The following is a 22,834-nucleotide window of genomic DNA, read 5'->3' on the forward strand; positions in this document are numbered from 1 at the left end:
ATCTGAATGAGCAAATTTTTTTCCTTCGTTAAGATCGAGCACACGCTTTTTTCACTTCCGGTGATCTTTGCGGGTATGGCGCTCGGGTTGCATGCGAATCAGCTATCGGGTGTGGCACTCCCCAATCTCTGGATAAAGATCCCGTTAATCTTGGGGGCTGCAACCGGTGCGCGAACGATTGGCTTCGCAGTAAACCGAATTGTTGACCGGCATATCGATGCGCGCAACCCGCGCACCCAGATGCGCGAACTGCCATCGGGACGGATGAAGCTCCGCGATGCGTATCTCGTTCTCGTCAGTGGCATCATGCTCTATGTGGGATGCGCCGCGGGGCTGAATTGGCTATGCCTCCTGCTTGCACCAATTCCGGCTGCTGTCTTCGGCCTGTATCCATTTTTGAAGCGGTTCACTTCACTTGCACATGTGGGACTTGGCGCATCGCTGGCGCTCGGTCCATTGGGTGGGTATTTTGCCGTCCGGCCGTCACTCGATGGAGCGCTGCCAGCAATTTTGCTGAGCCTCTTCACATGGACCTGGGCCGCCGGCTTCGACATTATTTACTCCACATCGGACGAAGCATTCGACCGCAAAGAAGGACTACATTCGCTACCGGCACGATTCGGGTCTAAGCTAGCTCTCCAAATTTCAAGCGCCGCACACTTTGCAGCGTTTCTTCTTTTGGTTATTGTTTATCTTGCGGCCTTTCGCGGAAGCGTCACGGCCGCCGTGCTACTACTGATTGCGGGATTGTTGCTCTACCTCGAGCAGCGCAAATCCGCCAATGTCGAACTTGCATTTTTCAAGATCAACGCCATCATTGGCTTTGTGGTATTGCTGTTCGTCATCGTGGGAGTCTCGCTCGCATGAGCACGCGCATTGCAGTTGGCATTACAGGGTCGAGTGGCTCAGTGTATGCCCTCGATTTTCTGAAGCGATGTCCGCACGACAAATTTCTGATCGTTTCCAAATGGGGCAAAGCTGTTGTGAAGGACGAGCTACGTATGGCCGATCCCATGGCTGAACTCACGCCGCTCGCTAAAGCCGTCTTTGCCGACAGCGATCTCACTGCTCCACTTGCTTCCGGCACCAATCCAATCGATGCATTCGTCATTCTGCCGGCCTCCACGAGTACGATCGGCAAAATCGCAAGTGGCATTGGCGATACGCTGATCACCCGCACCGCCGCAGTCTGCCTCAAGGAGCGCCGCAAGGTTATCCTATGCGTGCGCGAGACGCCGCTTTCGACCGTGACGCTCCGGCAACTTGCCGAACTATCGGCAATGGGAGTCATTGTCATGCCAATCTCGCCGCCGCTCTACTTTGTGCCGAAGACGGTGAATGAATACGTGCAGGGATTTGTCAATAAGGTGCTGCATCACGTCGGCGTGGACGTGGGTGGCGGATGGCGCTCGGAGGAGTTGGAATAAATGGCAGGCAAAGAACGCGGCTTCGATACGTTGACGCAATTCCTCACACGCCTGGAGCGCGAGGGAGAGCTGCATCGCATCACTACGGAAGTCGATCCCTATCTCGAAGTTTCCCAGATCGCCTGCCGCGCACTGCTGGAAGGCCAAAAGGCACTGCTCTTCGAGAACGTAAAAGGCTCGCGATTTCCGCTCGCGATGAATTTCCTCGCCAGCAACCGCCGCGTGGAGATCGCGCTCGCGACTGATCCCACCCAACTTGGCAATGAGATCCTGCATGTTGCGGAACAACTGATGCCGCCAAAACCGCGTACGATTTGGCGCGCAGCCCGGCCACTACTCAGCCGGTTACTGGCATCGCGCGTGCGTCGCACCAGTCCGGACGAGCCACGGCCATTTTTTGACAAGGTCGATCTTAATGCTCTGCCAATCCTCCAGACCTGGCCGGAAGATGACGGTAAGTTTATTACATTACCAGAGGTCTTCACTTACGATCCAGGCACTGGCAAACGCAATGTCGGCATGTACCGCATGCAGTTGTTCGATGCGGCAAGCACGGGCATGCACTGGCAAATCCAAAAGGGCGGCGGCTTCCATTACACTGTGGCGGAGAAGTTGGGGCAACCGCTGGAGGTTGCCGTAGCCATCGGCACCGATCCCGCACTGCTGATGGCGGCAGTGGCGCCGCTGCCGGAAGGACTCGACGAAGTGCTGTTCGCGGGCTTCCTTCGCGGACATCCAACGTCAATGACACGTGCCAAGTCGATTTCCATCGATGTGCCGACTTACGCAGAGTTCATTTTGGAGGGTATCGTGCCGCCGCAAGAACGAAGGCTTGAGGGACCCTTTGGCGATCACTTCGGACATTACTCGCACGCCGGTCAGTTTCCCGTCTTCCACATTCGCGCGATCACGCATCTTGCGAAGCCCGTCTTCGCCGCAACAGTTGTTGGCAAGCCGCCGATGGAGGATAAATGGCTGGGCGATACGACCCAACAGATCCTCGGCCCTCTCATTCGGCTCAACCATCCAGAAGTGAAGAGCGTGTGGGCATTTTACGAGGCAGGCTTTCACAACTTACTCGGCGTTGCGAGCGAACCGCGTTACGCGCGCGAAGCGACGAAGACTGCGCTCTCACTGCTCGGTGAAGGGCAGCTCTCGCTCACCAAATGCGCGGTCGTCATCAATCCCGATGTGAACAATCGGGATTTTCGCGCACTGCTCCGCGCCATACGCGACAACTTCGATCCGCATTACGATCTCCTGCTAATACCAAACACGGCGATGGACACGCTCGACTTCACGAGCTATCAGATGAACCTTGGCAGCAAGATGGTCATCGATGCGACACGGAAGCAGGGGGCAACCGCAAGCGGTGGCAAATACCCCGAACGCGGCGTGAATGCTTTCTATGCGCGCACTGGCCGTGCGTCAGAAGATGTGAAGCACATTGACCTGCGCATTCGAGAGTGGAAAGTTTTCGAAGATGTCCTGCTCGTGGTGAAGCTCGAAACACTGGGCAATGCCAATGGAGTGGCCGGTCGCGAAGTGATTCAAAAGTTCATCGCCGATTCCAATATTGAGAAGCTCCCCCGCGGCGTGAAGATGATCGCTGCCGTGAGCGAAGACGTGGACCTCTCAAGTGATATGGAGGTCATTTGGGGAATCTTCACTCGCTTCGATGCGGCACGAGACATTTCATTTACTCGGACGACTCTCGCTGGCGCGACGGCCGTGAATGAAGGCATCATGGGCATCGATGCGACATGGAAGCCGGGCTACCCGAATCCCTGTGTCATGCCGGAGGATGTTGTCAATCGCGTGGACTCGCGATGGAGTGAGTTCGGCTTCCGTTAAGCAGAATCAAAACGGCGCGTACCTCGACAAGAACCCAAGAACGAAGGCTGCAGGAATCGCCGAGACAAATGCGGCAAGCACAAAGCGCGAAACTGGCATGGACGATGTAATCGACTTGTGATAGAAGTCGGCGTAGATTGCAAGATTGATCACCGCGAAGAATTCGCCAGCGGTTGAAACCTGAGAGTGTGATAGTCCGAAAATAGCAGCCGCAATCCCAATGCCAATTGCACCGCCCACAATGAGCGATGGCACGCCGGCCAAATTGCGGCTAAAGTTCTCTTCGTGGAATGGATTGATCACTACATCTCCATTTGCACCAGCTTCTTCTTGGTCTGCGAGATGTGCCACGTAATGTTGATCTCCTTCGGGCAAGCCTCGACGCAGTTAAAGATCGTGTGGCAACGCCAGACGCCGTCCGGCGAATCGAGCGCGGCGAGATGTTGCTCCGGTGCTTCATCTCGCGTATCGAACGCAAATCGGAAGCCTTTCAGGATCGCGGCTGGTCCGAGATAATTCTCGTTCGCCCAGAGCGATGGGCAACTCGTTGTGCAACAGGCGCACATGATGCACTTGGTCGGCTCCATCAGCAGCTCTGCATCATCGTATGATTGCAGGCGCTCCATCTGCGGCGGCGCACTCTCGGTGATGAGCCACGGCTTGGTCATCTCGTACTTCTTGAAGAAGTCAGACTGATCGACCGTGAGGTCCTTGATGATCGGCAGATACGGCAGCGGCTCGATCACGATTGGTTTGCTCGTATTGATATCCTTGAGCAGGATTGCACAGGCCAGGCCGTTGCGGCCGTTGATCCGCATTCCATCCGAGCCGCACATCCCGTGCGCGCACGAACGGCGGAAGGTCAGCGTACCATCGAGCGTCCATTTGATTTCATGGAGTGCATCGAGCACGCGGACCGTGCCATCGAGATCGTTGAGCGTGTAGTCTTTGAAGTATGGCTTCTCATCCTTTTCAGGATTGTACCGTTGAATGCGAAAGGTTGCAGTCATTGAGGATCGTCTATTATCTAAACTCGTTCTACCATGGGCACGTGGATCTGGACCGGTTCGAGGCCACCCTTGCGAAGCGCATGTACGCGGTTCGGGCTGCCGATCTTGAGTCCCGGCTTCACTCGCTGTTCAAACACCTCGCGGAATCGCTCGACGGTAAACCGGACGGGCCAGGCCGCGGCCTCACCGAGCGCGCAGATCGTGCGGCCCTCGATGTTGAACGCGACATCATGGAGTAAATCAATATCTTCTTCGCGGGCATTGCCTTGCTCGAACCGCTGGAGAATCTTCAGCAGCCAACCAGTGCCCTCACGGCATGGTGTGCACTGACCGCAGGATTCGTGCGCATAGAACTTTGAGATGCGTGTGAGTACCTTGATGATATCGGTATCTTCGTCCATCACCATGATACCTCCGGTGCCGATGGCCGATCCAGCAGCTTTGAGGTTCTCGGCATCCATCTTGACGCCTTCGAGTTGCTCGCCTCGCAGTGGCGGCATGGAGGAACCGCCCGGAATCACCATCTTGATCTTCTTGCCACCCGGCACTCCGCCCGCGTGCTTATTGATGATGTCGAGCAGCGTCGTGCCCGTCGGAAGCTCGTACACACCCGGCTTATTGACGTGACCGCTGACACCGAAAAGCAGTGTACCCGGATGCTTCGGATCTCCGATCTTCGAATAGGCGTCGCCGCCCATCTTCAGAATCACCGGGACATTGGCGAGGGTCTCGATATTATTGATCGTGGTCGGGCTATGCCAAAGACCTGAGGCGGCAGGAAACGGCGGCTTGACGCGCGGATAACCTCTGTCACCTTCGAGGGATGACATCATCGCCGTCTCTTCACCGACGATATATGCGCCCGCGCCCTTATGCACCGTGATGTCCACGGAATAGGCGATGCCATCACCCGAGGGCTTGAAGGTGTCCTTCATACGCGGACCCACGACACCACGGTCGTACGCCTCGGCAACCGCCTGCCGGACCATCTTGATCCAGTGCTCGTACTCGCCTCGAATATAAATGTAGGCATGATCGATCTGCATCGCGTAGCTCGCGATGAGAATGCCTTCGATCATCTGGTGCGGATTGAACTCGAAAATCTGCCGGTCCTTAAAGGAGCCTGGTTCGGACTCGTCACCATTGACAAGCAGGTATTTCTTCTTTTCATTGCCCTTCGGCATGAAGCTCCACTTGAGTCCCGTTGGGAACGCCGCGCCGCCGCGGCCGCGAAGTCCGGATTTCTTGACTTCATCCGTAACGGCAGTGGGCGACATCGTGAACACTTTGCGCAGTGTCTCGCCGTACCCGCCATGCTGCATGTAGGTCTCGATATTGCGGAGACCGGGAACGTCAGGAAGGATTAATTTCGGGCTGTCCGCCATAATCAGTCGTTATCGGTTAGCTGCTTCGGAAAGCTCTGGGAGTTGGGCGACGAATTTCGGCTTGGGGTTGACTCCCGCGCGCTGGGTTTCGGCGAGGACCTTAGAGGCTTCCTCTGTCGTCACGCACTCATAAAAGGTATCATTGAGCGCCATCATCGGTGCGCCGCCGCAAGCTCCCATACACTCGACTTCTTCAAGCGAGAAGATACCGTTCTCAGTGCGCCCGTGGTTCTCGATCCCAAGCTGCTGCCGCACGTGATTGTAGAGCTCTTCACCGCCACGAAGCATACAACTGACATTCGTGCAGACCTGCACGTGAAAGCGGCCCATCGGCTTATCGAAGAACATGGTGTAGAATTGCACGACGCCTTCGACGTGGCTCTTCGGCACCTGGCAGATCGCGGCGGCTTCTTCCATCGCGTCGCTATCGATCCACCCTCGTTTTTCCTGAATGCGCCAGAGGACCGGGAGTAAGGTCGCGGCTGGCTTGCCGTAGCGTTTTTGAAGCTCTGTAAACTCCTGAAGTTCTTCGTTTGAAAAGATTGCCATCCGTTCGTCTGTGTTTCTTCGGTGTGCCAAACAGCAATAATTCCGGTGTGGCTCCCCCCTTTGTACAAACAATTAGTGGAGAATCACAACTTTCTCGATTGCTTGCTTGCCACTCGTGCTCGATAACACGATCCAATAATTTCCGGATGCGACCCCATCGGTCGCAATGAATACCTGCTGAAGGCCTTGCTTCGCGGCGGTCAGCGAGCGTGAGATCAGCGCACCTCGCGTGTCCCGAAGTTCGATTGTGATCTCCTCGGATTTCGATGCGAGGATATCGCACACAAACCCACCAGCCGTTTGCCATGGCACAATACTGAATGCGGAAGGATCGCTCATCGAAGGGTCACGAACTGAAAGTTGCGGCGCCGCAGCGTGCGATACAGGTAGATTGTAGAATGCCGTCCCGAAGATCGTATCGCCGCTGACTTGCTCGATCGTCGCAATGGGAGCTTGATCCGCGCCGGCCGTTGCATTATAGGTAATGCTCCATTGGTGATCGAGGCTTATAGCTTCGTCCCGAAGTCCGAGTAGCACGCGCTCTGAATCACTAGAAAGCCTGAACCATACTTTTGACGTATCGACTATTTGTCCATCCTTTGCGAGTGCAAAACATTGCGCGGCATGGGCGGTCATCAACTTCACTGACTTGCCGCGTCGTGTCCAGCCGAGCGAGAAGCAATAGCGACCAGGAATACTGCCATCAGCGATCGAATCTATGTATGCCACGGAGTCCGGCATAAGCGGAGGATACATTGGACGCGATTGACTGTATCGCTCGGTGAGAATTGCATCGGCGAACATATCACCGACCGCCCAGAGCGTCGGAACGTCGTAATGGACTCCGTCGCCTCCGACGGAACGACCCAGTGCCGTACCGGCCAAAATAGATGGAGGTAGCGAACGCTGCGCCTCGTGAACTAGCGGAAAACACGGGGCCACCAAGTTGACTACTCCTCCGACCTGCAGGTGGAATATCTGGAATGTGTCGCTCAGATCTTGCCTCAGATCGCGCATCAATCCCTGAAATGCGGCGCGGTACGTTGCTGGATCTTGAAGATAGGGTGCAAAGTAGGCCTCGTTCTCGCCCTGAATCCAGCATAGACACTCCAATTCCCCGCCAGCGGCATAGAAACGCCGCAATGCGCTTCCATAATGTGAGCTGTCAACCGGATTCATGCTGTTTCGCTGCCAAAGTCCTCCATCGCCTGGTATGACAATGCCGCTTCCTGCTGCCGCCACATTTACAATTCCAATCGGCAACGTATCACCGATCAGCTTGTAGAGTTCGTTCGCCATGACGATCCATGGCCCGCCAGCCTCATTACCAGTAGGTTCGAAGGCGTGCTGCCACACGGTATCATTTCGAAGCATCCGGATGTCACCATCCGCCTGTTCGAACATGTCCCAGCAGAATCCCTGAGCGTTCGATTGTCCGGCGATGCCGATAATATGTCCCGGTGTCAGGCCCGGCACGTAGCCAAGCAGCGGCGAGCCGGCAGAATCCGCAAACCACCACAACGTATAATTGCGTAGTGATTTTGGAACGGTAATCAGCGTGTCAACAGAGCCATTCTGCACCAATACCGTGTCCTGATTATAGAAAGGACTACTCGTATCCTTATCCGAGCTGAGCTTGATACGAAAGTGCTGATACGACGGCGGAATCAGCGCGTGCAGTCGAAGGTCGGCGTGATCGCCATGGACCTGCAAAATGCCTCGCGCGAGCGGCGAAATAAAATGCACCTGCGCAGCGGCTCGTGCTCCGAGCAGTAGAACGACACCGATGACGAGAGTCCACTTATGACGCATCACGCAAATTTACGAAAGGAAAAAGCACAAGTATGGAAGTCGAGCCCAAACCAGTCATTGCGAGGAGTGCGAAGCACGACGAAGCAATCTCGTTCAGGAAACGAATCGGACTTCGTGCAAGGGATTGCTTCGTTGGCCTTCGGCCTCCTCGCAATGACGTGCGCTATTAGTACCGCGCCTCGAGCACCACAGCCCCGCCATAATTTGGCGAGATGCGATTGACATTGATGAACAGCAATGCACCGATACCAACAAAGCGGAATGGCTCGTATGTCGCCGCTAACTGAACAGGAAAGCCGATAGCGTAATCAAACGTGTTTGGTTGCTGCACCTGCGTCGTATCGACAAAGCCGCGACGGAACCGACGCCAGCGCGTGGTGTAAGTGTTGAGACCAATACCCGCGGACAGTGATGCGTGGAAAAATCGTGGCTCGGATTCGTAGCGTGCAACTTCTTCATCCACGGCATAACCATACAGTACATCGAACTCATCGAACGACCGGCGCGGGAAGCCGCCACGTGACGTATTCGAATGAAATGCCGCGCTGAAAAGATCGGTGAGACCATGGGTGCTCTCCCCCATCTGATAACTTGCGACGCCGATTGTCGAAAGTGGTGCTATGCTGGCGAGTCCCGCATTTCCGCCTGCGCCGAACAGCAGACGGTAGTGCGCCAGCGGCGGCCTGTGATATGGCGTCACGCCAACCGATGCCTCGCCAAATGGTTGATCGGCAAATCCATCCAAAAGTGGAGTTTGCGCACGCAACGAGAATGGCACCAGCAGGAGCAAGACCGTGACACTGTGAACGAAGAGCGGCTTTTTCATACGTATCGTCCCTATTACAACACCCGAAACCTGACTAACGTAACGCAGTACTGGTCGATTGGGCTCGCCCGGCTCCGCGACCGAAAAGATAGCCCTTAAATTTTTCCGCCAGTCCCAAGTAGTGCAGGTAATTATCCTGCAGCCCAGTTCACCGAATCGGAAGTTAAGTGAAGAGTACCCCTTCCATCTATTACAACGTTGTTCGACCCCTCTGGTGTTGCATGAACAGCAAAATCCTATATACTCGACCGCAGAATTCATACAATATTCATATTTCATAATTTATATTTCATATTTTGCGAAGCGACCCACTTCACCCTAATAACAAGGTTCGAAGTTCTCGGTGTTGCATGAATATCATAATTCTATATAGTCACTTCACTTTTGTGGATAAGTTTATTGCTTTTGAATGCGAAATATAATTCATCCCGAAAAGAAAAAACCCGCCCCAATTTCTTGGAGCGGGTTCTTAGGACCAGTTGGAGAATGTATTCTCCTTACCCCGAATATGATACTCCTTCGACGCGGTTGTACGCGGATGGTTTAATGATGGCGGAGGATTTGGATTCTATCGCTCCAACTCAGCCGCGCCCGCGCGACACGCGGCTCGCAGCGTGAATCGAGTGGCATGAGCTGTTAGGGGACTGATCGGCCATCAAGCTGGTTATGTCGATGTTCTCTGTCAACAGGAGATAAACATGGCATTTTCAAAAGCCTTTGTTTTGGTCATCGTCACTATTTCCCTTTCGGCTGCAACACTAACGGCGCAGCCGAAGGGAACGTGGACGAAGACGAAGGTGAGCTCCTATGGGCCTATGGATATCGCGTTTGGCGATTCACTCTATGGCTTCGTTCTAACGGCTGGCTTCGACCAAAATGTCCACTTGACGACTGACGGAGGCCGAACCTTTTTCTCAACGGCTCGCGGCGGTCAAGGGGGTTCGTATTTGTTCAATCAAGCCTTCAGTGTCCGCGACACGCTCGAAACTCATTTTTTCACCATGGGTGAGAGTGAGATCGATCATATCTCATTTCCCTGGCACCCCAGTTGGTACATCATCCATCCAGAGGACACTAATAACACTCCTCTCCATTTTCCGACCAGCAATTGTCTTGGGTGGCCTACGCCAGATACTGGGTTTATTACATCAGGGTCGCAACTCTGGCTAACGGGCGATGGCGGAGCGCACTTTTTGCCGGTTGGCGAACCGCTAAATACGCTTGATGGCTCCTCGGGCGCTATCGCTGTCACAACGCGAGAGTTCTTTGCGATTCCGTACCTAACATGGTTCGATAGTCTTGTCGCGCACAGCACCGATCAGGGAGGACACTGGACATATACCCGGCCTATCGATTCGACTTCGTGGCCAAGACAATGGGCCAATTTTTCTCCCGTTGTCAAAGGCTACGAGCCTGGCCACTTCTTCTTGACAGGCGGACGAATCGACACTATGAATAAGCAGGCCGGACGCATTGACGATTACCTGGAATCAACAGATGATGGGGCTACGTGGAAGATTGTTAGTGATGTCTCCCATGGCCGCGTATGGCGGATGGCCAACCCAGGGAAGGACATTCTTTGGCTGGCGGTTGGGCGTGTGCCTCAACTCAACAGGGATCTCGTGAGCAGTGCCGACGGTGGTATTCCTAAATACAACGGAATCCTGTCCAACATTGTCGATTCTATGTTCTATACCTCGGATAATGGTGCGACTTGGTACCGCGATGGCACTACTTTCGCGGGCGATACGATTTGCGCAATGCGGTGGGTGAGTCCGACGAACGGATTTGTTTTGACATGTCGCGATGGAGCAACATGGCTGTATCACTACTCGGAAGGTCCAGCCGCAGTGGAGCAACATCCTCTTCACAGCAAGTCACCAATACCACAGTTCTATCCAAATCCTGCGTCAACGAAATTGACTGTCGATCCGGCCGGTCAAATCGGTCTTGCACGCATAGTCGATCCCCTCGGCTGCACTTTGAGAATCGAAGCAATACCTCAGAATGGACTCCTCCACTTTAATCTTGCAGCGTTGCCACCCGGCCCGTATTTCCTTTTGATAGGAAACCTTCCGTTGAAATTCGTCAAGGGATAGACCGATTAGAACGCGCAGTGAAAGTGTTTATGCCGTCGCAGCCACCAGCACCGGCTTGGCCTCCCGCACCGATTGAAGTCCATGGGGTGCGGAAGGTTTAATGACATCACCGAGCCGATTCGACCGAGATCGAATCCTTACCGGCTAATTCTCGACTACTAATCGCGCCATACGGGTACACGGCTCCTGTTCGAGAACAAGATAATATTCACCGGAGGCAAGCCGTGGCAGGTCAAGGCTGAAGCTCTCGAGGCTCCCCGTTGTGGCGCGTGTTTCGTGAAAGACCTCGCGGCCAAGCGCGTCATAGAGATGCAGCTTTACCGATCCCGAGCATGCCGATTCCCATGTCACCACACTGTGTAGCGAGCATGGATTCGGCGCAAGACCAATCGAATCGCCACTCATGATGGCCGGAGCAACCGAAGCCCATCGAGGGTTGAGCTTCACCGGAATTTTTCGCGTGCCGTGAATGATGCCCAGCGAGCCCGTGTCAGGTGCCCAAGTTGGTCCGGGGAGAGCACCCGTAGCAAACAGGTCGCCCATGTTGTCGCCATCCGCTGTTATGCTATCAAAGGAATTCCCCCAGTTGACGATCATGTCTGGCCTTGAATCGGCGGCCTGCCCCATCACATAAAATAAGTTGCCACCTTGGTTGAAATCAAGCAAGGAGCTATAGACCACGTTGTTTCCTGTACCGGTCAAATCGCCCATGTCATCCATTGTGCCAAAGAAGTCCATATTGGATTGTGGGCTTCTAACACAAAAGTCGGTGTCCTTCGCAAAGAGTCTGTGCGAACCGAAATTCGGGCCGCCCTTCCAGATGTTTGCACTGTACTGGGCATAGGACTGGTTGTCATCACTCCGTATGAACGCCCCGCAAAAATCAACCGAGCTATCGCCTGGCGCCTTCGGGAGTATATGGTCCGCAGTCAAATACCAGGCATCGGCATCGTTCCGGATAAACATCTCCGGGTTTTGCCAAGGTGCGAACAAAGTGTCATACAAGATCGCCTGAGCGAATCGTGAGAGATTAAATGGCGTATCGTTACGGTAATAGAGTAACACACCCTTCGCCGTCAAACCAGTATTAACGAATGCGAGGTAGTCCTTTCGGCCGGTTCCCCGAAAATCTGCGCACACGGCCCCTCGACTGGCAGTTGACTTCATGTCATCGGAATAATAGGCAAGATCATCGTTCCAAATTGTGTCTCTGCCCATATGCGTAGTTGGTTTCGCCTTATAGAGCAAACAGAAATTGCTATCAGGGTGGACGCCTCTCGGCCACCATGTATAGGTAGAGACGCCTATAAAGTCATCTAGTGAATCACTCGTGAGATGTGCAATGTATGGAGTAGCGAGGTCCAAAGTACTACCGCCAAACGCTGTGTCTTTCTCTATGGTGGTATCATGGTTCCAGTACCTCAAATTCATTACAAGTAAGCCGGTTCGATTGCTGTCGTATGATCCGTTCGAATCTGCCCAATAGATGTAGTTGAGTCCTCCGTTGAGGACCAGCATATCATAGATTTTGGTCGAGTGAAAGTGTCCGAAAAGGGGAGAAGAGATAGAAGGCAGGTTGAGCTTTGTCCCCCGGTTCCGCAGGTCGAAACCTGGACCGCTTCGTACCATATAGATAGCGTTCGGATTGTCCGGATAGCCCCTGACTAGTAATCGATTATAACCATCGGGTCCGGGCACGGATCCGATAACTCCAATCCCCACTTGGTTTGTTTGAGCCTTTTGAAGAATGATCGTGTCGAACTCCCCCGGCGTGCCGGGCTGCGGCCGGTATTGGGCGCTGGCTTTCCCTCCTACAAAAAGGAGCGCCATCAAGAACAGCAACAGCTTCATCATTTGATGACTCATGAAACCCAAATTAGTAACAACATCTGGCTGCAAATGTACGGGGAAAGATTTATGACCTGTTCGAAAGAGGACCACCCCCCAGCCCCCTCCTTCTCCGCTTCGCTTCGTAGGAGGGGGAGCTTATGCCCTCGCAGCCACCAGCACCGGCTTGGCCTCCCGCGCGATAATCAGTTCGATGATCGCGAGAATCAGTGCTGCCATGAGAAGCGATTGCCAGAGTTCTACACCGTAGCGGGACTGATCGACGATCTTGGCGAGGTCTTTGGCACCGGGCGCAAGCTGCGTGATGCGCGGTCCAGCGCCCACGCTGCCGGTCATGCGTGCTGCGAGATAAGCCTGCATGTCTTTGTCGGACGTTGCGCGCAAATCCGATTCGTCGCTCGTGATGTTAACCGCGAACGCGCCAATGGGCTCGCGCGCTTCGGCATCGCGATAGACTGTGTAATTTCCAGCGACGACTGCGTGCTCCACATGGATTCGCGAGCGGCCCTCGGCGCTCGTCACGACTGGCGCTCGCTCGCTCGTGCCGTCCGGCGCTTTGATCAGCACGGTCGAAGCCACGACGCCTTGCCCGCCGCTGGCACTCCCTACTCCTGCAAGTGGCGAGAGATCGACATCGAACGGCTCGGTCGTCACAAATCGCTCGGCGACGTTTTCGTCAGCGCGGGAGTGGACCGCGCTGGCATACGCCGCCGCGCGGCGAATGAGCGGCAGGAAAATACTCTTGCGCGGCAGATCGCTGAACTGCATCGTCGGCGGCGCGGCAAAGAGCAGCACGTCGCCTTTGCCGGTCGGGATCTCACTGAGGAACGGCGCGCCATTCGAAAGCTTGATGAGCGCGAGACCGATGTTCGGTTGCACGGCATAGGACTCGAACACCTTCGGCGATTCTATTCCGCGCAATGCGCCGCCCGTTGTGGAAATCGCTTCGAACATCCCGGAAAAAAACGGATGCGCGAAATCGAACTGCGCGAAGCTCTGGTAATGCGTGGCATCATTCGGAGTGCCGTCCTTACGAAGTATTTGCGGCAAACCGAGTGCGGTCATGTCCTTGCTTGCGGCAGCAATGTCGAGACCCGGCATAAGGAAAATGCCGGCGCCACGGCCCGAAGCCAAAAACGATTTGAGTGCTGCACGGTCGGCCTCTTCGAGCGTCGTTGGACCGAGCAATACGAAGATTGCATCGTAGCGATCGGGAAACGATGCGAGGCTCCGCAACTCCTGCATGCGTCGCACTTCGGTTGTAAACGGCATTCCGGTCTGCGATTGCACGAGCGTTTGCGATAGTGCAAGCGTGACAAACGTCGCACTCCCCGGGTCCTGCGTGAAGATGCCAATGCGCCGAGATGACGGGACATCGATCACAGCGAATCGCGCGTTATCGAATGGCAATGCGTCCGGCTCCAATTCGGCTCGCACGGCCACGCGCCCTGACCCGCGCAGCGGTCCCTGAATTTCGACACGTTCGGTCGCATTGGCCGAAATGGCCGGGATGGTCTTTTGGGCGACCCGATCCCCATTGTAGAACAGGGAGAGAACAGCGTTCGACGCGGCCTCGGTTGTGGTGTTGCGCACCCACGCTTCGAAACTGATTGGCCGGCCCGGCTCAAAGACGGTCGTTACCGGCTTCAGCGAATCGAGCGAAAGATTGCGTCCATTCAACCGCTCGCCTTGTCCGACGGTCATCGTAAAGAACTTGGTCGAAGCATCAAAGAGCTTCATCGCTTTGCTGGTGTCACTTTGGGGGAGGGTGCCTCCAGCCGGTCCACCTTGAGTCTCTTTTAGGTTGCGGGCCTGCGCATCGCTGAAGAGATACACCTCTTTGTTGACATTATGCGACTGCGCGAGCACCGCACTGGCCATGCGTAGTCCATCCGGCAATGTTGCTCCGCGATCCGCCATGTGCACGTCGTTGATCTCCGCCAATACCTCTCGCTTGGTATGGACGGGTCGATACTCCTTACCGCGCTCGATCGAAGCCAGCGGAATGATCGTGGCTTCGTCTCCTTCACCGAGGGCACCGACGAGCGATATGGCAGCTTCCTTCGATTGCTTCAGCAGTTCACCGCGATCGTCCGAACGTGACATGCTGGCGGAGTTGTCGATCAGGAACACCATGGAGGTGTTCGCATGTGAGGAGCCAAAAAATCCGCCAAGGTATCCGCGCAGCGCCGGGCGAGCAAACGCCAGCACGACAGCGGTCACGAGCAGGGTCCGAACAATGAGCAGCAATATCTGCCGGACCTTAACGGCTCGCATCGAGGTCTTCTCGAGCTTTTGCAGAAACCGAAGCGAGCTAAATTCAACTCGGCGGGATTTCCTTCGCGCGAACAAATGGAACAGCACCGGCAACGCCGATGCCGCAAGTCCGATGAGAAAGAGAGGATTGAGAAAGGTCACCCGCAGGAAGTTGATCGTGGATAGCGGATAGTGAATCGCGTATCTCGCGCGCTCCTCTATCCGCTATCCACTATCAACTCTCCAATGGATTAATTCGTTTTGCTTTGGAATTTCAGGTCCATCATTTCATTCCCGGGGCGCTCGATATGGGAGTAGATGGTCCCGATGCCGCGAGCAAACCAGGTCGTGCCGGTCGTACCGGCAGCGCCCTTGTAATCCACGACGACCACATCATCGTACGACTTGCCATTGACAGTCGCCGATACACCGTACTTGGCAACAGTTGCGGTGACGGACTCTCCTTGTGAGGTGAAGGTCCATGTCGCGCCAGAGGAGAGCGGCGCTTTGAGTTCGACCCACGAATCGGTATACTGGCCGTACATCTCAATGCCGAGACCAACCGCTTCGGTATCGGAAAGCGCATAGAACCATGGACGTGGCTGGCCAGCGGTGGCATAGGACCACAGGCAAGTCCAGACCGGCATCGATTGATAAGTGGTGTTCTGGTCCGATCCTTTCATGTCCATGGTTAGCATATCGCTGGCGGGCAGGTATGGATCACGCGAGGCGAAATTGTAGTGATACACCATATTCGGCGCTTCGAGAAGAATGTAGTAGTTCTTCACGTTCTGCTCCGCCTTCGGCGCCTGCGGGTTCGGGTCGGCAATCTGACTGCATCCGGAAAAAGCTCCGAGCATAGTCAGCATTCCGACGATGCCAGTCAGCACTGACATCCGGACTCGGTCACTCTGTAGTAATAATCTCTTGACACTCATAATATTGCTCCCACGCATAGAGACACTATTTTGTCTCTGCAGTTACACGTCATTAGAACCGGTACGACAGCCCATACTCGATGCGGCTGAGCAGGGTATTGTGGATATCGGGGCCGTCATAAATGGCGGGCCCGGATTGTGACGAAAGCAACTCTTGCTTTGTCTGCCCATTTTCATGGCGTCGCGTCAGCGACCAGGTTGCGCCGGCAAGGAAATGCTCCGCGATCGGGATGCGCACTCCGGCGCTCACGTCCATGAAATTCCCTCCAGAGAACAAGCCAGCGCCCACGCTGCCATCGATCAGGAACAGACCCCGATCGACCGACAAACGCCGCGTATAATACACTTCATATGTCGTCAACCAGGTCGGCTCCATCGATGCTGCAAACTCATTGAATCCGGTACTGGCAGTTTGATCAACCGTGAGCGAACCGAACATGCCACGTTCGATTCGGACGCCGGCCAAATCGTGCTCATCCAGCGCATACGCCGCGTGCAGCACCCAATCCTGAAGCGGACCGGCCGCAAAGGCATTTGCCGGAGTGATGGACTGCGTTGACGTCTCGATACCGATTTCATACCGCGACATCGCATCCAATGGCGCGATCGCAAGATCGGCAATGCTATGTGCGATAATGCCCGGCGGCTGTATATGCTCGGCCTGTGTTTCGCGCGGCATTGCCGTATAAGCAATCTCCCGGTCCTTTATATCCGAACCGCTCGCGGGCATCACATCATAGGACGGGGCGACCACCGGGATACCCACGGATGAGTGCTGGCTCGAACGTACCAGATTCTTTGAAATATTCTTCACGGCAAGCGTAGCAGCTTCCGGCGTCACGGACGTCGCATTCGCATTCTGAACTGGACTGCCTGTCGCAGTTGCAACGGAAGAAGGATTCTGATAGGCACTTGTCTGAACGGCCGCCGGGACGACGATGGACTCTCGATCGAACGATTCCGCGAGCCCAATCGAGATGATGCCAAGAATAGCCGCGGCCATTGCCCCCCGGCGAATTGACCAGAACCCAGCGGGCGTTTTCCGACGCTCCTCCCGTTGAAGGGCCGCGATTTCGGCGAAAACAGCAGCTTCGACATTCGGTGAAACGGATACGTTGCGTGCAGCCCGTGTCGCCATGCGGCGCATCGTCTCATGCTGGGTGAAGATCTCGCGAATCTCCGGACTGATGGAGACGCGGTGCATCAGCTCGGCGCTTTGGCTGTCGTTCAACCGGCCATCGAAATAAGCGATGATCGTGTCTTCGATTTGATAGACTTTCATCTTCTCGTCCGTTCTAATTGCTAAGTCCTAAGTTCGGTAAGTCATAATCTTGGACTTCTGACACCTGTTCGTCCTGAGCTTCTGATACCAGTTCATCATTCGCCGGCTCTGCGTCCGAGCGTCTCGGACTTCTTCGCCGCACGCTGCCTCGGCTTGCCTGCGATCCATAATACGGCGCGAGCAACTGGCGGAGTTGCTTTTTGGCACGCGTGATTCGCACCTTGACATTCATTTCCGTCGTGCCAGTCAACTCGGCGATCTGATCGTAATCGTATCCCTCGAATTCTCGCATGAGGAATGCTTCGCGGTAAATCGGCGCAATGCGCGCGAGCATCGTCTTAAGCATATCGTCAGCCTGGAGCGTCTCGGCGGGATCGCCCGGCGAGTCCAGAGTCATCGGCGCATTCTCGCCATCGGCAAATGTGCTCGTCGATACAAACTCCGGCGTGAATTTCGATTGACGAAGCGAATTCAGGCAAACCGAACGTGTAATCAGCAGCAGCCAACTCTTAAGGGCTTTGGCCTCGCGAAGTTGGGCGCGCCGCGAATACACGCGACTAAAGACTTCCTGAAACGCATCTTCGGCGAGCGTCTGCGAGTGCATATAATAGACGCAGTAGCTCATCACGCGTTGGCGATACCGGGAATAGACAAACTTGAATCCCGCAAGGGCTTCGCGCTCACCGCCTCGAATGAAGGCGTCAATAAGCGCGGATTCCTCTTCCGAATGGACGATCGGTTCGTTACGCGACGACATGCGTGGTGGCTAAAGGTGGGTGCTGGCGTTGCACCCGATACTTTAAGGACACAGAAGAAAGTCCTTCCGTTACAACCGGCAAGGGTTTGGCTATTCATTTCTGAAAATTCTTTAAGAAAAGAACTCACTCTAGCAATCGGCCCGAATGCCCGGCATCATTTGCTTGATCGTCAGCGCGACGAGCAACACCGAACTCAGCACGTGATAGCGGACGGTATCGATCGAATACGCGACATCATTCGAGAGCTCGAAGACAACCCGATCGATGGATCGCTCGCCGCGCTCCAAACTGCTACGCGATAGCGTGTTCCATGCTTTGGGGATGGACGGACCAAGCCCGTAGAGCAACTCCCATAAACTATCGATCCGCGTCGGAAGGGTATCGCCGCGAGAGATCGCGTTCGTCATTGCGTAATGCACTGCATCTGAGTAGAGGTGACCGCTGTATTCCATTGCCATCATGCCGATAAAGACACAATCGCGAGCGGTTGAGAGACACGTCAGGCGGCACATACGCACTGGAAATCAACTTTTCAACTCGACCGGCAAATGTAGCCACAGAGACACAACGAACTAATGTAGCGTGTATGTACTTCATTTTTCATGAATCAGTTGCTGTGTCGTTTGCGGCTATTTTCATTAGCAGCCAGCTTGGAAGGAATTGCCTTTTCAACCGGCGGTTAAAACCGGCGGTTAAAACGAAAGCACCTTATCGCTATCGACGACCCATTTTGTCAGTTCGGCCATCGTGCTGATTTCTGAACCTTCGATCAAAGGAGCTTTGCTGATCCCGCGCGCTTCGGCACAACTGCCACAAATCTTCACCGAAGCATTCTTGGATAATGCGAGCTTCAGCATCCGCTCGATATTATAGTACCCATTCGGAGTCGTTTGGTTAGCGATCGCGCAGGCGGCAGCATCGGCCATCAGAAAGATTCTTACCTCGACTTCGGGATGGTCTTTCCCGAATTGATTCGCGAGCCGTAGCGCATTGTATGCTTTCTCGGATCCATACGGCGCATGATTGATAACGATCAAAATCTTCATTGTACTTACGTCTATTTTAGAATTAGCTCCTCGTCAACTGCGTGCGCGCCAATATCCATTCCGATGACGAACTGATAGAACGGTGGCGGCTTTCAACTTTACGAGACTTCAAAATGCGTAAGATTCTATTACCATGAGCGTATTTATTATTATTGGCTCATTGCTCGGTTGGGAACGTACTACCGTAGGTTCTACTTCAATCATGCATTACGCCATGGCGATGGGAGAATAGATAACCCTCAGCGAATCGGCGGTGTAAACTCGTCAATCAATCACCATAATATGTTGAATCGAACAATCTCGAAGAAGCTGTGGCAATCAGGAGCTATTGTACTTGCTCTAACCATGGTCAGCTTTATTCTCAGCGCGCCGGTCGCGCGTGCATCTTTTACACTACCATTGGTATCGAAACCGGACACGAGCCGGATCATCACTGACACGGTTCACGTGCTCGATATGGTCTGCGGCCAATGCGAGTCCCACATCAAGTCCAATCTTAAGAAAGTCGCTGGCGTCAAGACCGTCACGGCCTATCATAGTACTGGACTTGTCATTGTCAAGCACCACGCATCACTCTCCGAGGCCGCCATCGAGCAGGGCATTGCGAAGAGTGGATATAGCACGAAGAACTACCCCGCCGATAAAGCCGCCCATGAGGCGTTGGACGAGTGCTGCCGAAAGGAATTGCAGTAACCACGCATTGTGTGGCGACGAGTTCTACTCGCCGACCCGAGGAGCCCTCTTCGGCGGTTCGGCCAGTAAAAACTCGCCAATACACCTCGCGTGAGAGCTTTGCCTGACGAAAGTTCGTGATTTTTGGGATAATTCAGCACCTTTTCACGCGCGATCTGTTTTCCACGCGTGCTTCTCAAGCCCTCGAAGATCGTACTCGCACAGACAGGCTCCGTACTCGGGGATGTCGCGAAAAACGTCGCTCATCACGCTGATCTCACACGTCAGGCCATCGATGCGAAGGCCGATGCCATTATTTTTCCAGAACTTTCGCTCTCCGGCTATACGGTCCGTGACCTGAATTTCGAGATTGCTATCGATCTGAGCAATGGCGCCCAGACCAGCTCCCTCAAGCCGTTGCTCGAGCTATCCAAGCAAATCACGATCATCTGCGGTGCCGTCGAAGAGGACGAGCGTGGCGCAGTCTATAACTCCGCACTACTGATCGAGTCTGGCGAGGTGCGGCACACCCATCACAAAGTGTATCCGCCGACATACGGCCTGTTCGAAGAAGGCCGGTATTTTCGAAGCGGACATGAGGCTCAGGCCTTCGACTCTAAACGGCTCGGACGTATCGGACTCCTCGTCTGCGAGGACTTGTGGCATCCGGCACTTCCGTATGTCGAGGCACTCGATGACGCGCAGATGATCATCACCATCGCAGCGAGCCCGACACGGCTCGATACCGGCGAGGCCGCGCTCACGGCACCCGAGCCAGAGAACTACACGATCAACCGCGAGCACCACGCAGCGTATGCACGGTTGCTCAGTGTTTTTCTTGTATTCGTCAATCGCATTGGTGTTGAGGATGGCGTGAATTTTTGGGGCGGCTCGGAAGTCGTTGCGCCATCGGGCGAGACCATCGCTCGCGGCAAATTCTTCGATGAGGATTTTGTCACGTGCGAGATCAATCCGGATCAATTACGCCAGGCGCGCCAATTATCGCGACATTTCCTCGATGACCGGCCACTCCTGACCCGTCATTTAATTGAGACCCTGATGGAAAGAAAGTAGAACCTTCCGTGTTTACGCGACCACCGTCCTCCTGTTTTTGCGGTGGGGACAGACTAAAACCGATAGATACATGGCAACAGTAACAGACCTACCCTCCAAACGAACCGAAACCAACGGGCAGAGCAAACCGCAGCCAAACGGCAGCAGTGCTTCGCCGAATATCCTACCTTCCGTCTATAAGGAACCCGCACCGATCGTTGATAAAGACAATCCGCTCGAAAGCATGATGCAGCGATTCGACCGCGCTGCCGAAATCCTCCAACTCGAGCCAGGCATTTATGAGTACCTTAAGACTCCGGTCAAATCGGTGATCGTCTCGATCCCGATCCAGATGGACGATGGTTCAGTCCAGGTCTTCGAAGGCTATCGCGTTATTCATAACGATATTCTTGGACCCAGCAAGGGCGGTATCCGTTACGCCCCCGATGTGAATTTGGATGAAGTCAAAGCACTGGCCGCGTGGATGACGTGGAAGTGCGCCGTCGTGGACATTCCGTTTGGCGGCGCCAAGGGCGGCGTCCGTTGCGACCCACGTACGCTTTCGATCCAGCAGATCGAAAAGATCACGCGGCGTTACACAGCGAACATGCTCGATGTCTTCGGACCAGACCGCGATATTCCGGCACCGGACGTGAACACGAACGAGCAGATTATGGCCTGGATCCTCGATACCTATTCCATGCACGTGAAGCGCACGGAGCCGGGTGTCGTGACTGGCAAGCCGATCGTACTCGGTGGCAGCCTGGGTCGCCGCGAAGCGACCGGACGTGGCGTGATGCACTCGGCATTGCGCGCCATGGAGAAACTCGGCATCAACCCGAAGCAAGCGACCGTCGCGGTCGAAGGGTTCGGCAACGTCGGATCCATCTCTGCCGAACTCCTTGCGGAGCAAGGCGCGAAGATCATTGGCATCTCCGATATTAGTGGCGCGTATCACAACGATGCCGGAATCGACATCGCAAAGGCAATCGCGTTCGCCGAAAGCCACGGGCACATGCTCGATGGTTTCCCGGATGCCGAGCGGATCACGAACGAGCAGCTCCTGACGCTCGATTGTGATGTGCTCGTACCGGCCGCACGCGAAGACCGCATCACCAAGCGCAACGCGCACAACATTCAGGCGAAACTCATCGTCGAAGGCGCAAACGGCCCGACGACTGCCGGCGCCGATCCAATTCTCGAATCGAAAGGCGTTCTCGTCGTACCGGATATTCTCGCGAATGCCGGCGGCGTGACGGTCAGCTACTTCGAGTGGGTCCAGAACCGTGGCGGCTACCATTGGACGCTCGAAGATGTTAACAGCCGTTTGGCGACCGCAATGAACTCGGCCTTTGACCGAGTCTATGCGACATCGCTCAAGCATAAGGTTTCGCTACGGCTCGCGTCATACATCCTTGCGATCGATAAGGTCGCTCGGACGCTCCGGCTCCGCGGCATTTACGGATAAGACCTTCCGTGCTCCGCTGGACTGCTATCGTTGTTGTACTTATGTTAGAAGCCGCCTCGCCAGAGGCGGCTTCTTCACAGCTTAGTCATGCAACGCAAATCGGTCATGCGGACAGCATGGTTGCAACATCTCTGGCGGCGCTCATCCAGCCACTTGCGAGTGGACCCCTCATCGTGACAGGCGATACAAGTCTTCGACCCTTGCTGGACCTTCTCCCGCAACCGGTTGGAATTTGCCTTCCGATGTTTTATATCGAAAGACTCACGGCGACGATCCGTGGAAAACGAACGGATACGGCGCACCTATATGTCAGCTTCACGGGCGCGTTTCTCAGACCGGGGAATCCGACTTCAAAAACGTTTTCGTTGTCTGCGAATTACGGAATCACGTTGACCGATCGCGAATATGATGGCATTGCCGCTGGACGCGATCCATACGTTCGGATCGAGGACGAGCCCTCGACCAGTTTCTGGTCGCGAACGTTGGAACCGGCACTCGTCGTCATTGGCGCGGCCGTGATCGTTGCACTCTTCTTTCTGGTACGGGGTTAG

General features: G+C 54.9%; 21 protein-coding genes. 8 read left to right on the plus strand and 13 right to left on the minus strand.

Going from position 1 to position 22,834, the window contains the following annotated elements:
- Positions 1-6: 6 nt before the first annotated feature.
- The 3 genes from Q8902_14030 to Q8902_14040 are packed head-to-tail and all read left to right on the plus strand — an operon-like array spanning position 7 to position 3,281.
- A complete protein-coding gene (locus Q8902_14030; protein ID MDP4200678.1) occupies positions 7-867 on the plus strand; it encodes a 4-hydroxybenzoate octaprenyltransferase in 861 nt (286 codons plus the stop codon).
- The gene (locus Q8902_14035; protein ID MDP4200679.1) at positions 864-1,427 is read left to right on the plus strand and encodes a UbiX family flavin prenyltransferase; all 564 of its coding nucleotides are present in this window, start codon (positions 864-866) and stop codon (positions 1,425-1,427) included. The genes Q8902_14030 and Q8902_14035 overlap by 4 nt, the downstream gene beginning before the upstream one ends.
- Positions 1,428-3,281, plus strand: coding sequence for a UbiD family decarboxylase (locus Q8902_14040; GenBank protein MDP4200680.1), 1,854 nt, complete (start codon positions 1,428-1,430; stop codon positions 3,279-3,281).
- A gap of 6 nt (positions 3,282-3,287) precedes the next feature.
- Here Q8902_14040 and Q8902_14045 read toward each other — a convergent pair whose 3' ends face one another.
- The 6 genes from Q8902_14045 to Q8902_14070 form a co-directional block, all read right to left on the minus strand.
- The gene (locus tag Q8902_14045; GenBank protein ID MDP4200681.1) at positions 3,288-3,584 is read right to left on the minus strand and encodes a hypothetical protein; all 297 of its coding nucleotides are present in this window, start codon (positions 3,582-3,584) and stop codon (positions 3,288-3,290) included.
- Positions 3,584-4,291, minus strand: a complete 708-nt coding sequence (locus Q8902_14050) for a succinate dehydrogenase iron-sulfur subunit (protein ID MDP4200682.1) — start codon at positions 4,289-4,291, stop codon at positions 3,584-3,586. Before Q8902_14050 ends, Q8902_14045 begins: the two co-directional genes overlap by 1 nt.
- 17 nt (positions 4,292-4,308) lie before the next feature.
- Positions 4,309-5,676, minus strand: coding sequence for an NADH-quinone oxidoreductase subunit NuoF (gene nuoF / locus Q8902_14055; GenBank protein MDP4200683.1), 1,368 nt, complete (start codon positions 5,674-5,676; stop codon positions 4,309-4,311).
- A gap of 9 nt (positions 5,677-5,685) precedes the next feature.
- Positions 5,686-6,225: an NADH-quinone oxidoreductase subunit NuoE gene (nuoE, locus tag Q8902_14060; GenBank protein MDP4200684.1), complete on the minus strand. Its 540-nt coding sequence runs from the start codon at positions 6,223-6,225 to the stop codon at positions 5,686-5,688.
- A 72-nt stretch (positions 6,226-6,297) separates the two neighbouring features.
- A complete protein-coding gene (locus Q8902_14065) occupies positions 6,298-8,037 on the minus strand; it encodes a sialate O-acetylesterase (protein MDP4200685.1) in 1,740 nt (579 codons plus the stop codon).
- Between the two features lie 166 nt (positions 8,038-8,203).
- Positions 8,204-8,863, minus strand: a complete 660-nt coding sequence (locus Q8902_14070; protein MDP4200686.1) for a hypothetical protein — start codon at positions 8,861-8,863, stop codon at positions 8,204-8,206.
- A gap of 698 nt (positions 8,864-9,561) precedes the next feature.
- Here Q8902_14070 and Q8902_14075 point away from each other — a divergent pair.
- A complete protein-coding gene (locus Q8902_14075; GenBank protein MDP4200687.1) occupies positions 9,562-10,962 on the plus strand; it encodes a hypothetical protein in 1,401 nt (466 codons plus the stop codon).
- Between the two features lie 144 nt (positions 10,963-11,106).
- Here the strand turns inward: Q8902_14075 and Q8902_14080 are convergent, their stop codons facing one another.
- From Q8902_14080 to Q8902_14110, 7 genes are all read right to left on the minus strand, one after another.
- Entirely contained in the window at positions 11,107-12,816 is a 1,710-nt protein-coding gene (locus Q8902_14080; GenBank protein MDP4200688.1) for a hypothetical protein, read from the minus strand.
- A gap of 132 nt (positions 12,817-12,948) precedes the next feature.
- The gene (locus tag Q8902_14085) at positions 12,949-15,228 is read right to left on the minus strand and encodes a BatA domain-containing protein (protein MDP4200689.1); all 2,280 of its coding nucleotides are present in this window, start codon (positions 15,226-15,228) and stop codon (positions 12,949-12,951) included.
- Positions 15,229-15,317: 89 nt separating this feature from the next.
- Positions 15,318-16,004 carry a hypothetical protein gene (locus Q8902_14090; protein MDP4200690.1) on the minus strand — a complete coding sequence of 229 codons (687 nt, stop codon included), beginning with the start codon at positions 16,002-16,004 and terminating at the stop codon, positions 15,318-15,320.
- A gap of 52 nt (positions 16,005-16,056) precedes the next feature.
- A complete protein-coding gene (locus tag Q8902_14095; protein MDP4200691.1) occupies positions 16,057-17,286 on the minus strand; it encodes a hypothetical protein in 1,230 nt (409 codons plus the stop codon).
- A gap of 13 nt (positions 17,287-17,299) precedes the next feature.
- A complete protein-coding gene (locus tag Q8902_14100; protein ID MDP4200692.1) occupies positions 17,300-18,043 on the minus strand; it encodes an RNA polymerase sigma factor in 744 nt (247 codons plus the stop codon).
- A 129-nt stretch (positions 18,044-18,172) separates the two neighbouring features.
- Complete coding sequence (locus Q8902_14105) at positions 18,173-18,562, minus strand: hypothetical protein (GenBank protein ID MDP4200693.1); 390 nt, start codon at positions 18,560-18,562, stop codon at positions 18,173-18,175.
- Between the two features lie 174 nt (positions 18,563-18,736).
- Positions 18,737-19,090, minus strand: a complete 354-nt coding sequence (locus Q8902_14110) for a DsrE family protein (GenBank protein MDP4200694.1) — start codon at positions 19,088-19,090, stop codon at positions 18,737-18,739.
- 282 nt (positions 19,091-19,372) lie between these two features.
- Here Q8902_14110 and Q8902_14115 point away from each other — a divergent pair, with 282 nt between their 5' ends.
- From Q8902_14115 to Q8902_14130, 4 genes are all read left to right on the plus strand, one after another.
- Positions 19,373-19,783, plus strand: a complete 411-nt coding sequence (locus Q8902_14115) for a heavy metal-associated domain-containing protein (GenBank protein MDP4200695.1) — start codon at positions 19,373-19,375, stop codon at positions 19,781-19,783.
- Between the two features lie 168 nt (positions 19,784-19,951).
- Entirely contained in the window at positions 19,952-20,836 is an 885-nt protein-coding gene (locus Q8902_14120) for a nitrilase-related carbon-nitrogen hydrolase (protein MDP4200696.1), read from the plus strand.
- Positions 20,837-21,059: 223 nt separating this feature from the next.
- Positions 21,060-22,283 (plus strand): Glu/Leu/Phe/Val dehydrogenase, encoded by a 1,224-nt coding sequence (locus tag Q8902_14125; GenBank protein ID MDP4200697.1) that lies wholly within the window; start codon positions 21,060-21,062, stop codon positions 22,281-22,283.
- Between the two features lie 41 nt (positions 22,284-22,324).
- Positions 22,325-22,834, plus strand: coding sequence for a hypothetical protein (locus Q8902_14130; GenBank protein MDP4200698.1), 510 nt, complete (start codon positions 22,325-22,327; stop codon positions 22,832-22,834).

The organism is Bacteroidota bacterium, assembly GCA_030706745.1.
GTDB lineage: Bacteria > Bacteroidota > Ignavibacteria > Palsa-1295 > Palsa-1295 > PALSA-1295.

Bases quoted from the DNA above. Each gene is read 5' to 3' on its own strand.
- Q8902_14080 (MDP4200688.1), bottom strand. From the start codon at position 12,816: ATGATGAAGCTGTTGCTGTTCTTGATGGCGCTCCTTTTTGTAGGAGGG.
- Q8902_14095 (MDP4200691.1), bottom strand. From the start codon at position 17,286: ATGAAAGTCTATCAAATCGAAGACACGATCATCGCTTATTTCGATGGC.
- Q8902_14125 (MDP4200697.1), top strand. From the start codon at position 21,060: ATGATGCAGCGATTCGACCGCGCTGCCGAAATCCTCCAACTCGAGCCA.
- nuoE (MDP4200684.1), bottom strand. From the start codon at position 6,225: ATGGCAATCTTTTCAAACGAAGAACTTCAGGAGTTTACAGAGCTTCAA.
- Q8902_14090 (MDP4200690.1), bottom strand. From the start codon at position 16,004: ATGAGTGTCAAGAGATTATTACTACAGAGTGACCGAGTCCGGATGTCA.
- Q8902_14040 (MDP4200680.1), top strand. From the start codon at position 1,428: ATGGCAGGCAAAGAACGCGGCTTCGATACGTTGACGCAATTCCTCACA.
- Q8902_14035 (MDP4200679.1), top strand. From the start codon at position 864: ATGAGCACGCGCATTGCAGTTGGCATTACAGGGTCGAGTGGCTCAGTG.
- nuoF (MDP4200683.1), bottom strand. From the start codon at position 5,676: ATGGCGGACAGCCCGAAATTAATCCTTCCTGACGTTCCCGGTCTCCGC.
- Q8902_14130 (MDP4200698.1), top strand. From the start codon at position 22,325: ATGTTAGAAGCCGCCTCGCCAGAGGCGGCTTCTTCACAGCTTAGTCAT.
- Q8902_14075 (MDP4200687.1), top strand. From the start codon at position 9,562: ATGGCATTTTCAAAAGCCTTTGTTTTGGTCATCGTCACTATTTCCCTT.
- Q8902_14115 (MDP4200695.1), top strand. From the start codon at position 19,373: ATGTTGAATCGAACAATCTCGAAGAAGCTGTGGCAATCAGGAGCTATT.
- Q8902_14100 (MDP4200692.1), bottom strand. From the start codon at position 18,043: ATGTCGTCGCGTAACGAACCGATCGTCCATTCGGAAGAGGAATCCGCG.
- Q8902_14030 (MDP4200678.1), top strand. From the start codon at position 7: ATGAGCAAATTTTTTTCCTTCGTTAAGATCGAGCACACGCTTTTTTCA.
- Q8902_14110 (MDP4200694.1), bottom strand. From the start codon at position 19,090: ATGAAGATTTTGATCGTTATCAATCATGCGCCGTATGGATCCGAGAAA.
- Q8902_14065 (MDP4200685.1), bottom strand. From the start codon at position 8,037: ATGCGTCATAAGTGGACTCTCGTCATCGGTGTCGTTCTACTGCTCGGA.
- Q8902_14070 (MDP4200686.1), bottom strand. From the start codon at position 8,863: ATGAAAAAGCCGCTCTTCGTTCACAGTGTCACGGTCTTGCTCCTGCTG.
- Q8902_14050 (MDP4200682.1), bottom strand. From the start codon at position 4,291: ATGACTGCAACCTTTCGCATTCAACGGTACAATCCTGAAAAGGATGAG.